Origin of the sequence: Clostridium sp. KLE 1755, from assembly GCF_000466465.2 — a bacterium.
Lineage (GTDB): Bacteria > Bacillota > Clostridia > Lachnospirales > Lachnospiraceae > Eisenbergiella > Eisenbergiella porci.
On sequence record NZ_KE992674.1, the window covers coordinates 1 to 14896 of the forward strand.

Below are 14896 nucleotides of genomic sequence, written 5' to 3' on the forward strand. Positions count from 1 at the left end.
CGAGGAAGCCGTAAACGCCTCCGATGGATGAGAGGATGGAGAGCTGGAGGGTTCTTTTTTCCTCGTTTATGAGTTCAAGCTGTATGCCGAAGAGGCCGATGCCCGCAAAGCTCCAGCCTATTGCCGAGAAGATGGTGGCAGCAATGGTCATAGGGTAGGCGTTGGAGGGGACGGAGAGGGCCATGAAGGCAAAGTTGAGGAGTATGCCGACGAGGGAGTATTTGTATATGCAGGCCATGCCGTAGCGGTCTCCCATGCGGCCTACCATGGGGGTGATGGCAATTCTTATGAGGTTGCCGAAGAAGCCCACTACCATGATGAAGGTGAATGGGAGGCTGAGATCTTTTATCTGGTAGCTGGTGTTGAAGGGGGAGGAGGTGTAAAAGGCGGTAAGCCACAGGATATTGGTCCAGAAGGCCTTGCGGAAGTCGGGATTGCGGAAGGCTTCGAGGATTTCTGTTTTCAGGACGCCTTTTTGTCTGGCAGGGGCGTCTTCTTTGTTTTTTCTGGCAAGGTGGCCGTGCATTTCCTGGCCGAAGGCGTTGAGGCGGGCATGGCGGGGCTCTTTCATGCAGCTGAAGGCCCAGAAGTTAAGGATTACCAGGATGAGGATGAGGCTGCCGTTGATGAGAAAGCCGATGTGTTGGAGCGGTCCGGCTGTTTTGTCCATGATGACGCCTGCAATGAGCATGGTGGTAACGGTGACGAATACGGCGATGGCGTCTTTGCGGGAGAAGTAGCGGCCGCGTAATTCCATGGGGACGAGGGTGGCGATCCAGTCCTGGGTGGCGGGGGTGCCGATTTGTGTGCAGGCCTGGGCAAAAAAGTAGCCTGCAATGATAAGGAATTGTGCGGCGTGGTTTTCCAGGGACATGAGGGGGATGAAGAATATCAGGGCGAGGAAGAGTTTTTGGAGGACGCAGAGGGAGACAAAGAGCTTCCTTTTTTTGAGGCGGTTGATTTTCTGCATTGTGAAGAGTTGAAAAAGGGCGGCAAAGCTCGCCATGGAGGTGATGACCCCAATGGTGGCGTCCGGGATGTTGACAGAGAGCATTAAGGAGACGAGGAAGGTCCCGCCTGCCAGCTGGGCGATGGTTTGTGTGGCGGAATCCCCCGCTATGTAGTAGCCGCGGCTTTTTTCGTAGTCTTCTTCGTTTTCGGGCAGAGCCATAAAGTAGATGCGGCGCAGGTGTCCCAGCAGCCAGTTGAAATCAAGTATAAGTTTGCTCATAAAATACCCCATTCTCCGCGTTTGGCGCGGCTTTCCCAAGTAGGTCCCTCAGCCTGATATTACAATAAGGGCGGCCGGAAAAAAATGTATTATCTTAGTCAGATTTATGTATTTTATTGGTGTGGGCAGGGAATAAAAATGGCGTTTGACATAAGCTTTGGCAGGAATTAAACTGGAGTAGAAATGCGGGGAGTTCCGGCGGCCCCGGACGGGTGGAAAGGGCTGAGGCTGCAGGGATTCGCGGCGCTGAAAAGATACGGGAAATTTTTGCTGATGAGGGAAAAGGAGAAGAATATGAGGCAGGTTCATACGGTGGCATTGATTGGTCTGGGGGCTATGGGAGCGTATTTCGCACCCAGGCTTTATGAGGAATTCGGAGATAATTTCAGGGTGATTGCCGGAGGGAATCGGAAGAAGCGGCTGGAGGATAATGGAATTGTAATAAATGGTACGCGCCGGTATTTTCCTGTGGTTGATCCAAAAGAGTGCGGTGAGCCTGCGGATTTAGTGATTATTGCCGTGAAGGGGTATGGGCTGGATCAGGCAATTGAGGATATCCGGAACCAGGTGGGAGAGAATACGGTGATTCTCTCGGTGCTGAATGGTGTGGACAGTGAGCAGCGGGTAATAGAGGCGTATGGGGAGGACAAAGTGCTTTATTCTTATATGCGGGTTTCCGTTGTGATGAAGGATGGGTGTACCAGCTATGATCCGGCGCTGGGGAATATCCATTTCGGGGAAAAGCTGAATGAGGAAGGCGCTTATACGGACAGGGTGCTGGCGGTTAAGGAGGTTTTTGACCGCTGTGGTATAATGAATATTATTGATCCGGATATGATAAAGGGGATTTGGTTTAAGTTCATGTGCAATGTTGGGGAGAACCTGACATGTGCGCTTCTGGGAATTCCTTTTGGGGTGTTCAGAACGAGCGATCATGCCAATGCAATCAGACGGAAGGCGATGGAAGAGGTGGTTTTGATTGCGCAGGAGCTGGGTGTGGATTTGGGGAAAGAGGATATGGACAGGCAGGAATCAACGCTGATGGCGCTTCCATTTCAGAACAAGCCGTCCACATTGCAGGATCTGGAGGCAGGTAAACGGACGGAAATTGATATGTTTGCAGGGACTGTAATTGAATATGGACGCAAGCTGGGAATTGCTACGCCGGTAAATGAAATGTTTTATCATGCGATTCATGTGCTGGAGGAGAAGTGCGGAGGTTCCTTTCAGGCTGCGAATTAATGCAGCTTGCAGAGCCTGTAATATACGGAGGGATTAAAAAGGGAATCTGTGAGAAGGGCGGCCGCGCGGCTGCGGATCAGGCGGGATTGCGCGCAGCTGTGGTTCTTTCTCAGCAGATTCCCGGAGGAATGGGGCGGATAATTATCTTTCCTAGACCATTGCAGGGGTTTCCAGTTTATAGCGGAAGCTGTTTATGATGGGCTCTTTGAAGGTGAGCTGTGTGCTTCGGCTTTTTCTGATATAATCCAGGGCGCCTTCCAGGTCCTTGTCCAGATGTATATGGTATGCCGGATATGCGGTGTCCACGTACAGTGTAAGGTCAGGGGAGGAAGACTGGAGACAGAAAAATATATCTTTGTCATGGGTGTCCGGATTGGGGGCGGGTGTGAAACGGAGGCCCCCGGTAAGGGCTTCCCTGTCCAGATAGGTGCAAGCGCCAAGGCCGCCGGCCTGGTAGATCCCGGAGGTTTTCAGGCAGTTGGAAAATTTCTGTTTCCTTCGTTCCGCTTCTTTTTTATACATGGCGGCATTGCGGCTGTCTGAATCCAAAGCCCTTTTTTCCATGAGCCATGCGTTGGGGCGGGAGAGCGTGCCAAGGCGGTTCTTTATCCAGAACAGCTCGGAAACAGCCTTTTTCCCGGAAGCGCGCAGATATTCCAGGAGCTGCGGATGGAGTATCAGGTCCGAGTCCACAAGGAAAAGTCCATCGTAATCGTGCTGCAGGGCGTAACGGATAATTCGGTTGCGGTATCCGGCCACGCGTACCAGCCTGGTTTCATCTCTTATATCTGTTATCTCACTCGTTTCGGTTTTCCCTTTTACTGCGGGTAAAACCGTAACTGAGGAGCCATCTCTTTTGAAAGCAGACAGAAGCTGTCTGGAGGTTTCTTTTTCGTTATCATCAACAAAAACATAATCAATAAGAAAATCTTTGTGAAGCAGACTTTTCAGGGAAATCAGAAATGCCCGGAGAATACTGCTTTTTTCACGTACGGGGCAACCTATCAGAACTCGTTGTATTGCCATAAAACCACCTCTTTCCGGATAGCGGGAGGCCTCCCGTGTATCCATTGCGCCTCAAGCCAGATATCCGGCTGTAAATAACCGGGCATTTATCCTGAAATCCTGGAATATCTGATATTCAAGGCAGTCGTCAGCTGCACGCACAGGCACATCTTCCTGACTTGTTGCTTATAAAAAGAAAAAGCCACTTTAATTAAGTGACTTTTACCTGCGTTCATTTATCGGTGCGGCAGCCATTCACCCGGGACTGCCTCTATATTAGTTTACCATTAATTTGCCGGAAAGTCAAATAAATAAATATAATATTTTGAATGCGCTTTCCTTAACTTAATAAATATTTATTGTAAAACAATAAAAATATATTGACTTTCAATGCGCATAGTGTTATTTTATGGAAAAGGGATGAGATACATGGGAGAAACAGGAAACTTTATGGGCTGTTGTACCGCTGCAAAGGAGAATGGACAATGAAAAATAAAAAGAAGAAACTGATTTCAGTGATTGCAGTAGTTATTGCGGTTGTCCTGGCAGCAGGGCTTCCAATGATACAGCGGGCGGCGGGGAGGAATTCTTACCTGAAGGTTATCAGGAATAACTGGGGGCTTTCTCTTCCAGCAGGGTGTGTGGAGGTTTATGAGATTGACAGCGGGCCCAGCTTTCATGGGGACGGAGAGCGGTATCATGTATTTGAATACCGGGAGGGGAAGGAGGTTCCCGTATGGGGGAACGCGGAAGGACTGCAGGATGCCGACAGGAAGCGGATTGTGGAAATTCTTGACGGGCTGGACGGGAAGAAGGAATGGTATCCGGATTTTGAATCGATTACCGATATGGGGAAGGATAAGAAGCAGGATGGATCCTGCGTATATTTTCTGTTTGATGGTGAAGCCGCAAGGCTGTATGTGGTTGAAAGGTTTATTTAATGATTGCAGGAGGACAGGAAGGGATGAAGGGAAATACACTCACACGTTTTACAAAGGGGCTTTTGGATTTTATGTTTTTTGCAGGGATTGCGGTAACGGTGACGCTGCCGGTTTCCGTGAAGATTTACGGGCATTTCAATTCCTATTTTGAACAGTTTTATATTCATCTGGTGATATTATTTGCGATTTCCGGCGTGCTGGCGGAGCTGATATTGTATGAACTGCGGAATATGTTCCGTACGGTGCTTGCCAACGACTGTTTTGTGGAGGCAAATGTGAAAAGCCTGAACAGGATGGGGACCTACAGCTTCCTGATCGCCCTTGTCACCGCAGGAAGGCTGCTGTTGTATCTGACGCCGGCGGTGATGATCGTTATCCTCGTATTTGTGATTGCGGGGCTGTTCAGCAAAGTGCTGAGCCAGGTTTTTGACCGGGCGGTGGCCTATAAGCTGGAAAATGACCTGACAATTTAGGAGGTGGAAGATGGCGATAATTATTAATCTGGATGTTATGATGGCCAAACGGAAAAAGGGCCTGACGGAGCTGGCGGGAGAGGTGGATATCACTCTTGCCAACCTGTCAATTTTGAAAAATAACAAGGCAAAAGCGGTACGTCTGTCCACTCTCAATTCCATCTGCAAGGCGCTGGACTGTCAGCCCGGTGATATTCTGCAGTATGTGGAGGATGAGGAAGAGGATGGGGCAATTGAGCCGAAAGATCTTTGAAAGGAGCCGGAGCAGAATGGATTATGGAAGAATGGACATGGTAAACGGAAACTATATGGAAGAAAACAACCGGAGGATGGCGGAAGAGGAGCAGCGCCGGAAAGCGGAGGAGGAACGCCGGAGGGCGGAGGAGCTCAGGATGGAAGAACAGCGGCTGGAGGAAGAGCGGCGCACGGCTGTTATGCGCGGGAATTTTCCTTTTTTCGGATGGGCCAGCGCGGTGTATGCCCTGTTTTACACATTTTGTCTGTATAAAAATGCATCGGGGATCACCTACCCTTTTTTCGTCGCAGGAACCCTTATCTATTTTGGCTTATGTACCAGAAGGTCAGGGGTTCCATTGAAAAAAGACAGTACCTTCACCGTTGTGAGCATGCTCCTGCTGGGCGTATCCGTTTTCCTCACAGACAATCTGAGCATACAGCTCATTACAAAAACAGGACTTTTTCTTCTCACCATCAGCCTGATGCTTCATCAGTATTTAGATGACAGCAAATGGAATTTTTCCAAATTTCTGCTTGCCATCGGCCAGTGTCTGCTGGAAACGGTGGCCTGTCTGGGGCGGCCCTTCAGCGACGGTGCCGCATGGCGGGTAAAGGCTGTCCAGGAGGGAAAAAAGGATGGAAAGGGCCGGTATGTGGCTTTGGGAATACTGGTGGCAGTGCCTCTGACGCTGTTAATCCTGGCGCTTCTTGTAAGCGCGGACGCAGTGTTCAGGGATCTGTTTGTCCGGGTTTTCCGTCACATTAATATCCTGAGTATTCTGTGCATCCTGTGTATGCTGGCCTTCGGCTTCCTTGGTTCCTATTGTTTTATTGCCATGCTGAACAGCAGGGTTATTAAGGAGGAGTGTAAGGAAAACCGGAATCAGGAGCCGGTGCTGGCGATTACCTTTACCTCGGTGCTGGCGGCTTTGTATCTGGTGTTCAGCATGATTCAGATTGTATATCTCTTTATGGGGCAGATGAAGCTGCCTGAAGGATATACGTATTCATCCTACGCAAGGCAGGGCTTTTTCCAGCTGCTGGCGGTATGTCTGATCAATCTGGCCATTGTGCTGGTATGTCTGGGCTTTTTCAGGGAGAGCAGGGTGCTGAAGGCCATTCTCACCGTAATTTCCCTTTGTACCTATATTATGGTGGCTTCCAGTGCATATCGTATGATTCTGTATATCAGGATTTGCCAGCTTACCTTTCTGAGGATTATTGTGCTGTGGGCGCTGGCGGTGACGGCTTTTGTGCTGGCGGGGATTATCGTTACTATTTTCCGCCCGGATTTCCGGTTGTTTCGGTACTGTATGATGGTGGTGACGGTTTTCTATCTGGTGCTTGCCTTTGCAAAGCCGGATTACTGGATTGCCGGATATAACATCCAATATGTGAATTTGGAAGGGAACGCGGCGGAACAGGCGGAAAACAGTTACAGGGATTTCAATTATCTGAGCCATCTTTCCGCAGACGCTGCACCGGTGCTGGCGAAGCCGGAGAATTATGCTTACCTGACGGAAAATTCCATGGCCATGCAGAGTTATTTCAGTAGGATGCAGGACAAAGCGGATAGAATGGGAATCAGGAGCTTTAATTTGTCAAGATATCTGGCAGGCAGGGCGGTCCAGAGCGTAAGTGATGCGGCGGCTCAGACACCTTAACTGTTATGAAAGGGAGTTTGTTGATAAGCGTGATAGTGGTGAACCGTTACGAATATTTAAAATATTCTTAATAAATAATTACTCCATTGACACCTGTCGACCAAAAGGGTAATATTATGTAGGACACAAAATATTCACAATTTGGGAGGCATAGTATAGTTATGCGAATGAAGAAAATGGCCGCAGCAGTAGTGGCAATGGTGACCGCACTGGCGCTTACCGCATGTGCAGGCGGGTTTGATGCCAGCAAGTACGTACAGGGCGTACTGAATAATATCTATCTCGGAGATTCCGCAGCTTATATGGAGATGGTAGATATTACAGCTGAAGAAGCAAAGGAAGAATATGAACAGGGTGTGGAAGTCGAAGCAGATTTCTTCCTCCAGTATTATGGACTGGACACCGTTTCTGATGAGGTATATCAGGAGATCGTTGATATGTATCATCAGATTTACAGCAAGTCCAAATTCGAAGTGAAGGAAGCTGTAAAGAACGGCGATGATTTCAACGTAGAAGTGGTAATCAGCCCTATTGATGTTATTGTTAACAGCGAAGATGCTATCAGCGCAGCAGTGGATGAATTCATTGCCAATGCGAATGCGGATGATTATGCGGATGAGCAGGCGGTTAACGATGCGCTGGCAAAGCTGGTGGTAGACACAATCAACGGCAATATGGCCAACCTGGGATATCAGACAGAAAAGTCCATCATTGTAAAGGTGGAGAAGGACGCGCAGGGATATTACGGAATCAGCGATGATGCTATCAGCGCGCTTGATCAGGATATGATCGCATACTAATTCAGATTCTGAGGTATGTTTTCAGTACCCTCACAGTTACATTTTTAAGTACATAAGCATTATAATGGTAACCGTACTCTTTGGAAGGGTACGGTTACTTTTAGATTTGAGGATCAGCCGTGTGTCCGGCGCCACTTGCATTGGCAGTCCGGTCTGCCGTTTGTACGGCGCTTTTGTGACGGACAGGAATTTACTCCGGCGCCTTTCAGGAAAGAAAAGGCCGGGTATAAAAAGAAAGGAAGAGAGTATGGAAGCTAAGGAATTAATTAATTTTCTTGGGAAAGCGGAAAAACTGAAGTCAGTGCCAAGGCACTGCGTAACGTCGGACGGAGTTGTGGAAAATGTGGCTGCCCACAGCTGGCGGCTGGCGCTTATGGCCTTCCTGCTGAAGGATGAGCTGGGGGAGATCAACATTGACCGGGTTATCCGGATGTGCCTTGTGCATGATCTGGGCGAGGCCGTAACAGGGGATATTCCTACCTTTGAAAAAACGGGGGAGCATGAGGAAATAGAAAAGCTGGCGGTGGACGGACTGCTCCGGGAGCTGCCGGAGCCTTTGTATCAGGAGCTGCATGCAATGTTTGAAGAAATGGAAGCGCTGCAGACAAAGGAGGCCAGGGTCTATAAGGCGTTAGACAAGCTGGAAGCAGTAATCCAGCATAATCAAAGTGATATCAGGACGTGGCTGCCGCTGGAATATGAGCTGCAGAAAACATATGCGGCCGAAAGCGTCAAAGGCTTTCCCATACTGGAAAAGCTCCAGGAGGAATCCGTAAAGGAGACAGAACAAAAAATTATTGCCTTCAAAAAATAATTTATTTTTCAAACTTTTATCCAAACCTGTACATCTATAGTATGAAAGGAAACGTTGGACAACGGACCATTCGGAAAAGCGGCCGATAACAGCCTGGCTTTTCCATACTGAAAGGGTAATCCGCTCAGGATGAATACCCGCATACAGGAGGAAAATCCCCTGTTCGCCAGGGAAACTCGCATTTTGCTCCGTAAAACAAGTAGGAGGAGGATTAAAATGAGGCAGGATATTTATGACCTGACAGTGGCTTATATCCTGGAAAACCAGGAAAAGTTTTATCGGCTGGCCTATAGTTATGTACAGGACAGGGACAGCGCTTTGGATGTGGTTCAGAATTCCATATGCCAGGCGCTGGAGAAATGCTGGGGACTCAGAAACCCGGCTGCAATGAAGACGTGGTTTTACCGTATTGTAGTAAATGAAGCGCTGCAGTATCTGCGCAGGCATAAAAAAGAAATCAGTACGGAACCATCGGAGATGAGAGAAGAGCCATACCAGGAAGAGGGATTTTTGAAAGCTGACGCAGGATCAGGAGAAGTCTACGAACAAATACAGAAGCTTCCGCCGGAAATGAAAACGGTAGTCGTACTTCGTTTCTACGAGGAGCTGAGCCTTCAGGAAATTTCCGAGGTAACGAAAACGAATCTGAGCACTGTAAAATCACGGTTGTATGCAGCTCTTAAAAAACTGGAAAAAAGTTTGGAGGAGATAAATTATGAGAAAGCCTGAAGATGGAAAAAAAGTTTATGATAATATAGAAATCCCGGCAGAATTGAACGATGTGGTGAATAATGCCATCCATTCCATGGATAAGGAGAAATCGTTAAAAAAGCATCGCTCGCGCAATACCGTAAGGATCTTCAGGTATTGCGGTACAGCCGCGGCAGCGCTGCTCGTCTGCATGACAATCGGTCTCAACACAAGTGAAGTGTTTGCAAGGGAAATGAGTGAGCTTCCTGTTATCGGTTCCCTGGCAAAGGTTCTGACCATCCGTTCCTACCACGAGAAGGATGAAGGACATGATATTACGGTAAAGGTTCCGGAAATCCAACTGGAAGGCCAGCCTGAAAGCCAGGTGGAAGAGGGGCAGGCAGGAAGCACGGAAGAGCAGAAGGAAACCTTTGTAGGGGATATCAATGCCGAAATCCAGTCCATAGTGGATAATTATGTGGCGGAAGCAAAACAGAAGTTCGCGGAATATAAGGATGCCTTTTTTGCTACCGGAGGAACTGAGGAGGAATGGGGCAACCGTGATATTGCCGTCAATGTGGATTACGAGGTGAAGTATCAGGAGGGAAATATCCTTTCCATGGTGCTGACTACGGATGAGGTATGGGTAGCGGCCTATGGGGTGCGTTATTATTACAACCTGGATCTGGCTTCGAACCGTGAGCTTACCCTTCGGGATCTTCTGGGTGATAATTACGTGGAAATCGCCAATGAAAGCATCCTGCGCCAGATGGAGGAACGGTCGGCGGCGGATGAAAACGTGGTTTACTGGGGAATCGGTAAGCAGCTGGAGGATGATGTGCCGGCAATTGACGGATTTAAAACGGTAGATGAGAATACAAATTTTTATATCAATGCCGATGGCAACCCGGTAGTCTGCTTTGAAAAATATGAGGTATCGCCCGGATTCATGGGAGTCCAGGAATTTGTTATAGAAAAACCGGCGGCATAAAAGGAGCCGGTAAATAGGCGGCATAAAATCAATCCGGAAATGCCGTTGCAGTAAAAGGAAGGAAGCGCAGGCTACGCTTCCTTCTTTTTTTCTTTCCTTTTCTTTTCCGGTTCCAGATCCTTCAGGACGGAGCTGAGGACATTCCTGACAACGGAGGCCAGAATCCAGATGAGCCAGCTGGTTGACCAGGAGCCGATAAAGAAGCTCCATACAAAGTAAAAGCAGGTGACAAGGGGCCAGTAGACGGAAAGGATCAGGGATATCGTCTTTGCTGTGCTATTTGAGGAATGGGTGAAGTGTTCTTCCTTTTTTTCCGCCTTCCGTTTCTTTTCCTGCAGCAGAATTTTATAAATTTCTTCTTCGCCGCTGGAGGTTACAAAGAGATATACGGCGATGGCAATAAAGAGAAGCATGAAGAAAACCCCGATGGTCCCTCCGTTTTCCTCGCCCAGGAAGGTGGATTCACCAATCTGGGAAATGATAATCAGGATAAAGGGAGAAAGCACGCACAGCACAATGCCTATTGTTGTAATCACAGCATATTGGGGCTGGAAATCAGCCTGCATACTCATGATAAACGACTGGAGGGAAGGGCTTACTATCAGGTTGGAATGCTTCAGGAACTTGTACTGCTCCAGTCTGCTGCTTCCGTAAATAATCAGGCTCAGCCCGACGGCCAGGCCCAGAAACAGGGGAAACAGAGTCAGCAGCCCGTGAAGGCTGGAAAAATCACGAATAAATCCGGCGGCGGTGGGACTGTCAGGTGAAAATATGCCGCCGAGAAGTATCATAAAAGCAGGGCCGATAATGCAGAGGGCAATGCCGATGCCCATCATGCGGTGATATTTTCTCGTATCGGAGATTACCTGCTCCACCTGATCCCTGGACAGGTAAATATCCCCGCTGTCATAGTCCGCAAAGCCTTCCGCCTGACGGCTGCCGGAGGCGTCTCCAGAATTCCCTGTTTCCCGGAAACCGCCGTTTCCGTTGCCGGCGCCGTTCTCTGCGGCTGTGGAAAGCAGGCCCAGCTCATCAATGAGTTCATCAATATTCCCAAATTCGGAAATAACGATTCCTATGGCTTCATTTTCCGATTTGCCTTCCATTTTCAATTCTTCGTATTTATCTTCCATTGTCCGGAGCATATCGTTCTCCAGTTTGATTATTTCAGGAGTACGGGGTAATCTGCTAAACATATTTTCCAAATAAATTCTAATCGTTTCCATAGGGTTCCTTTCTTTACAGACGTATGAACTGTTCAACAACTTCCTTGGTTACTTTCCACTCTTCGCACTTTTCCGCATAATAACGCCGGCCGGTTTCCGTAATGCGGTAGTAGGTACGGCGCTTTCCGTTTGTCTCATCCCCGGAAAAGGATTCAATATAACCGTTTTTCTCAAGCCTTGTGAAGGCGGAGTACAGCGTCGTCTCTTTAATAATGTATTTTCCATCGGACTGCTCTCTGATATGCTTTGAAATCTCGTAGCCGTAAGAGGGGCCGTCCAGCAGAAAGAAAAGAATGAAGGTATCATTGTAGCCGCGGATGACATCACTGCTTATCAACTCATCAGCTCCTTTTAACTCCCGAAGGCGGCGGAAACAATCTGCCAGGCCAGGGGAACTTTTTATTTTACTTCATCTGTCGTACTATGTCTGTCGTAGTAATTACAGTATAGCAGGTAATCTGTGGATGTCAATGCTATTTTGTAATAAAAAAACCGGAAGACTGCAAAAGCGGCAGCTTCCGGGGAAATGCTTCAGTATGTAGGTATGCTTCGGCGGCTCATATCGGGGTTAATTGCCCCGCCGTTTGCGCCGTCCTGGTTTTGATGCCTTTCCGGCAGGGGGAATTGAAGATTTTGAGCGCTGTCCTGCGTTGGAAGGGCTGGGATCCGTGTGCCGCACTGCATTGGAGGGCATGGATTTCATGCTCCGCTGCCTGCGGCCGGCCGGCTGTTTTTTGTGTTTTGCAAGCAGTATGACAAGAAGGAGGGAAAGCACATTGGACAGCGCAAGCCGGAATATCTGAAGCTCATCTGTCCCTGTAGCTGTGACTACATGCAGGAAGCTGCCGATAACATTATTAAAAAAATGTTGGAAGATACCTGTCCAGAGAGTACCGGTGAGCGTGACGCACAGGCCCCATGCAAAGCCCGAGATACCGGCGGTGAGGAGATAGCCGGCGCCGAAAAGCAGCGCAGAGGGAATTGTCAGGCTGCCCTGCCTGTACCATACAACAACCGTAATCAGATGCCAGATGCTAAAAAGCAGCGCCTGGAGCAGGTTGGCATATTTTACGGAAAGGGCGCGGCGGCCCAGCTTGTAGAAAAGCCCTCTGAAAAGGCCTTCCTCCGCCAGTACATTTATGATATTTCCGGCAATGCAGATAAGGATCGCTGAGACGGTAAGTTTGGTGGCTGTCCGGTTGGTCAGGGAAGAACTGGTGAGGTAAAAACCAGGCCTGGGAGATTTGCCAAGGATAAGAAGTAGGATGAATTCCACCAGGTATGAGGCCGTGAAGGTAATAATACCGATGGAAAAACCCAGAATCATACCTTTGGTAATACCACTGCGGCGCAGGCCGATGCTTCTCCAGGTGAGTTTCCGGTCTTCCAGACACAGATAAATCATGAGGAGGGCAAAAAGCTTGCAGAATATATTTTCCGCCAGGAAGGTTTCGTCCGTTTTCAGGACGAGAAATTCGAAATCCATGGCGGCAGAGCACAAAATAAAAACAAACAGAATGTAAAGCAGCGTATTTTTTTGCTTTTTTGTAAGCATTAAGGCTCCTGTTCCGACACTTCCGGCAGGTTTTTATCTGATGATAAACGCCTGCGAGCATATCTTCTGTAATAAGCGTCACTTTACTGCACATTTTCACTCCTTCCATGAGGAAAAGGAGGAACGCAGCAGTTTCCTTTGGAGAAAAGTGGCTCAAGGGCCGCTTTTCTCTTATTGTAAAGGGCAGTGGGGGAAAAATCAAGAGAAGATGCTGGCAGGCGTCGGTTGTTACGGACGTTCAGGCAGATTGGCGTGCAGAATTTCAAGTACCTTATCCATACATGAGGCGGCCTCCCTTATTTTTGCGGCAATTTTGCCGCGCCTGGTTTTGTCCTGGAGGTTGGGAAGAGTGACATTAAAGCCTCCACCCAGGGCTTCCAAATCATTTCCGTTGTCGTTATTCCAGATTTCCGCCGTGCGCCTGTACTGTCTGCCGATATCCTCGAGGAAGGCAAAATCAGGATTCAGTTCCCGCGCTCTGTCGAGAAAGGTAAAAACACAGCTGCCATTAGTCGCCATGTTGCAGATATTGCTGATATGGGAATCCCAGCCGTCCTCAAAGCTTTCAAGGCTCATAGCGTCGAATTTTCCGCTTTCTATGCTCTCAGCCCAGGCGTGGAAGGCTTCCGGGCCAAAACAGAACCCGTCCGTTTTTACGGTGAGCAGCCGGGGCATATCGATAATAATGTTCCTGTAGACCTGCGCCAAATCCACTGTGCGCTTCTTTTCACCGATAAACAGCCAGCCCTGGCCGGCATAGGTCGCTGTCTGTTGTTCATCGATTGCCTGTTGTGCGGGAATCCGTTCAGGCTCCGTTTTATCACCCGACAAATAAAGCAGGGTTCTGCCGTATTCCTCATAACCTGCATAAATACCCCAGGGAGCGTCCCCGCCAAAACGGGTGACGGCAATGACGGGCACGCCTTTGTCAATATAGGCCATAAGCGTCTGCAGATACATTTCCCTGTTGGAACAAAGCTGTTCCAGGCTTACAAAGGTGGAGGCATAGCCGCACTTTTCAAAAATTCCCTGAAAATAGCTGCCGCCCATGCTGTTGCACATACAGGAGGATACGGCCTCTCCCATATATTTTTCATAAGAATATACCTGTGCAAGAATATCGCCGGTCAGACCTGCGAAAAACCAGTAGCCAAAGTCAGGCTCCGCGGTATATTCGCCAAGCGATTCCATAACGTACCGGGCGCAGCCGCTGAACCAGTAATTTTCTCCGAATTCGCTGGTGATAAGCCGGTGGATATTGGGTATGATATTATTGCTTTGTCTGGTAACCATGGTTAATGCCCCTTTCTGTATCCTGATTTTTGGAAGCTGTGCCAGCTGCGAAATGCGTATGGCGCGGTAATATTTTTTAATGGAGCTGTCGGAGCCGAGAATAATCGGCCGGGGTTGTTCCTGATACATATTAACGGACATATACGGGAAATTCCTGCCGCAGTAGCGGATTTCTTCGTTGATAATGACCGCAAAATGATTCTGGCCCACAATCCAGGTCAGGTGATTATACACCTCAGGCAGGATTGCGCCCCGTCCGGGAAAGCTGTAATAGTCGCCAAATACCGGCTGGTGGAAGCAAATGGCCTTCCGGGAAAGCCTTTCGTCGGTATGGTTGTACATATTGATACCGAACAGAAAATTCAGATCGTCGCCATGGTGGAAACGGATGCTTTCTTCTTTTTTGCCATGGCCCCATCCCCCGCTTTCTTCGCCAATACGGAAATCAATATCGACACGGAAGGGAAGCCGGACTTCCACATTGGTGGACAGCACCCGGGTGCTGATCCAGGAAATATACTCCGCTTCCCCCTGTTCAGTGACGCGGTAATGCGGATGGTTGATGGGTATCAGCTGATCCATGGGGACATCCTTCGACCAAAGCACGGGATTGGCCCGTTCGATTTCCTCAGGCGTAATGGAATCCGGCGGTATTTCCTCCGGGGCTTTGAAAAGTTTGGGATCCGGCAGGCGCTTTTTCACCGGTACCAGCAGGGAGACAAGCTCGCGGCGGC

At 48.8% G+C, this 14896-nt stretch carries 15 protein-coding genes; 9 read left to right on the forward strand and 6 right to left on the reverse strand.

All coding sequences use genetic code 11. From position 1 onward, the window contains the following. On the reverse strand, positions 1-1231 hold a 1231-nt coding region (locus HMPREF1548_RS06620; protein WP_286137846.1), incomplete at its 3' end, for an MFS transporter. Positions 1232-1525: 294 nt separating this feature from the next. Between HMPREF1548_RS06620 and HMPREF1548_RS06625 the strand changes: the two genes are divergently transcribed. Further along, positions 1526-2473: a ketopantoate reductase family protein gene (locus HMPREF1548_RS06625; protein ID WP_083492933.1), complete on the forward strand. Its 948-nt coding sequence runs from the start codon at positions 1526-1528 to the stop codon at positions 2471-2473. A gap of 150 nt (positions 2474-2623) precedes the next feature. Here the strand turns inward: HMPREF1548_RS06625 and HMPREF1548_RS06630 are convergent, their stop codons facing one another. Next, a complete protein-coding gene (locus tag HMPREF1548_RS06630) occupies positions 2624-3499 on the reverse strand; it encodes a glycosyltransferase family A protein (protein WP_147331858.1) in 876 nt (291 codons plus the stop codon). Between the two features lie 464 nt (positions 3500-3963). On the opposite strand from HMPREF1548_RS06630, the gene HMPREF1548_RS06635 reads away from it, so the two are divergent. The 8 genes from HMPREF1548_RS06635 to HMPREF1548_RS06670 all read left to right on the forward strand — a co-directional run bounded on the left by HMPREF1548_RS06635 (position 3964) and on the right by HMPREF1548_RS06670 (position 10088). Continuing rightward, entirely contained in the window at positions 3964-4419 is a 456-nt protein-coding gene (locus tag HMPREF1548_RS06635) for a hypothetical protein (protein WP_021635117.1), read from the forward strand. A gap of 23 nt (positions 4420-4442) precedes the next feature. Further along, positions 4443-4892, forward strand: coding sequence for a DUF2975 domain-containing protein (locus HMPREF1548_RS06640; protein ID WP_025488047.1), 450 nt, complete (start codon positions 4443-4445; stop codon positions 4890-4892). A 10-nt stretch (positions 4893-4902) separates the two neighbouring features. Next, positions 4903-5145 (forward strand): helix-turn-helix domain-containing protein, encoded by a 243-nt coding sequence (locus tag HMPREF1548_RS06645; protein ID WP_021635119.1) that lies wholly within the window; start codon positions 4903-4905, stop codon positions 5143-5145. A 16-nt stretch (positions 5146-5161) separates the two neighbouring features. Further along, entirely contained in the window at positions 5162-6793 is a 1632-nt protein-coding gene (locus tag HMPREF1548_RS06650; RefSeq protein ID WP_021635120.1) for a DUF4153 domain-containing protein, read from the forward strand. Positions 6794-6954: 161 nt separating this feature from the next. Then, complete coding sequence (locus HMPREF1548_RS06655) at positions 6955-7593, forward strand: hypothetical protein (protein WP_146045254.1); 639 nt, start codon at positions 6955-6957, stop codon at positions 7591-7593. A gap of 247 nt (positions 7594-7840) precedes the next feature. After that, positions 7841-8407: an HD domain-containing protein gene (locus HMPREF1548_RS06660; protein WP_035321403.1), complete on the forward strand. Its 567-nt coding sequence runs from the start codon at positions 7841-7843 to the stop codon at positions 8405-8407. Between the two features lie 216 nt (positions 8408-8623). Then, positions 8624-9136, forward strand: a complete 513-nt coding sequence (locus HMPREF1548_RS06665) for an RNA polymerase sigma factor (RefSeq protein WP_025488051.1) — start codon at positions 8624-8626, stop codon at positions 9134-9136. Beyond that, positions 9123-10088, forward strand: coding sequence for a DUF3298 and DUF4163 domain-containing protein (locus HMPREF1548_RS06670; protein ID WP_021635124.1), 966 nt, complete (start codon positions 9123-9125; stop codon positions 10086-10088). The genes HMPREF1548_RS06665 and HMPREF1548_RS06670 overlap by 14 nt, the downstream gene beginning before the upstream one ends. A gap of 71 nt (positions 10089-10159) precedes the next feature. Here the strand turns inward: HMPREF1548_RS06670 and HMPREF1548_RS29870 are convergent, their stop codons facing one another. The 4 genes from HMPREF1548_RS29870 to HMPREF1548_RS06690 form a co-directional block, all read right to left on the reverse strand. Continuing rightward, a complete protein-coding gene (locus HMPREF1548_RS29870) occupies positions 10160-11314 on the reverse strand; it encodes a permease prefix domain 1-containing protein (RefSeq protein WP_021635125.1) in 1155 nt (384 codons plus the stop codon). A gap of 13 nt (positions 11315-11327) precedes the next feature. After that, positions 11328-11651: a PadR family transcriptional regulator gene (locus tag HMPREF1548_RS06680; protein WP_021635126.1), complete on the reverse strand. Its 324-nt coding sequence runs from the start codon at positions 11649-11651 to the stop codon at positions 11328-11330. A 231-nt stretch (positions 11652-11882) separates the two neighbouring features. Further along, on the reverse strand, positions 11883-12869 hold the full coding sequence (locus HMPREF1548_RS06685) for a CPBP family intramembrane glutamic endopeptidase (RefSeq protein WP_021635128.1): 987 nt from the start codon (positions 12867-12869) through the stop codon (positions 11883-11885). A gap of 228 nt (positions 12870-13097) precedes the next feature. Then, on the reverse strand, positions 13098-14896 hold a 1799-nt coding region (locus HMPREF1548_RS06690; RefSeq protein WP_035321384.1), incomplete at its 5' end, for a hypothetical protein.

Bases quoted from the DNA above. Each gene is read 5' to 3' on its own strand.
- HMPREF1548_RS06655 (WP_146045254.1), top strand. From the start codon at position 6,955: ATGCGAATGAAGAAAATGGCCGCAGCAGTAGTGGCAATGGTGACCGCA.
- HMPREF1548_RS06645 (WP_021635119.1), top strand. From the start codon at position 4,903: ATGGCGATAATTATTAATCTGGATGTTATGATGGCCAAACGGAAAAAG.
- HMPREF1548_RS06630 (WP_147331858.1), bottom strand. From the start codon at position 3,499: ATGGCAATACAACGAGTTCTGATAGGTTGCCCCGTACGTGAAAAAAGC.
- HMPREF1548_RS06660 (WP_035321403.1), top strand. From the start codon at position 7,841: ATGGAAGCTAAGGAATTAATTAATTTTCTTGGGAAAGCGGAAAAACTG.
- HMPREF1548_RS06685 (WP_021635128.1), bottom strand. From the start codon at position 12,869: ATGCTTACAAAAAAGCAAAAAAATACGCTGCTTTACATTCTGTTTGTT.
- HMPREF1548_RS06670 (WP_021635124.1), top strand. From the start codon at position 9,123: ATGAGAAAGCCTGAAGATGGAAAAAAAGTTTATGATAATATAGAAATC.
- HMPREF1548_RS06650 (WP_021635120.1), top strand. From the start codon at position 5,162: ATGGATTATGGAAGAATGGACATGGTAAACGGAAACTATATGGAAGAA.
- HMPREF1548_RS06640 (WP_025488047.1), top strand. From the start codon at position 4,443: ATGAAGGGAAATACACTCACACGTTTTACAAAGGGGCTTTTGGATTTT.
- HMPREF1548_RS29870 (WP_021635125.1), bottom strand. From the start codon at position 11,314: ATGGAAACGATTAGAATTTATTTGGAAAATATGTTTAGCAGATTACCC.
- HMPREF1548_RS06665 (WP_025488051.1), top strand. From the start codon at position 8,624: ATGAGGCAGGATATTTATGACCTGACAGTGGCTTATATCCTGGAAAAC.
- HMPREF1548_RS06635 (WP_021635117.1), top strand. From the start codon at position 3,964: ATGAAAAATAAAAAGAAGAAACTGATTTCAGTGATTGCAGTAGTTATT.
- HMPREF1548_RS06625 (WP_083492933.1), top strand. From the start codon at position 1,526: ATGAGGCAGGTTCATACGGTGGCATTGATTGGTCTGGGGGCTATGGGA.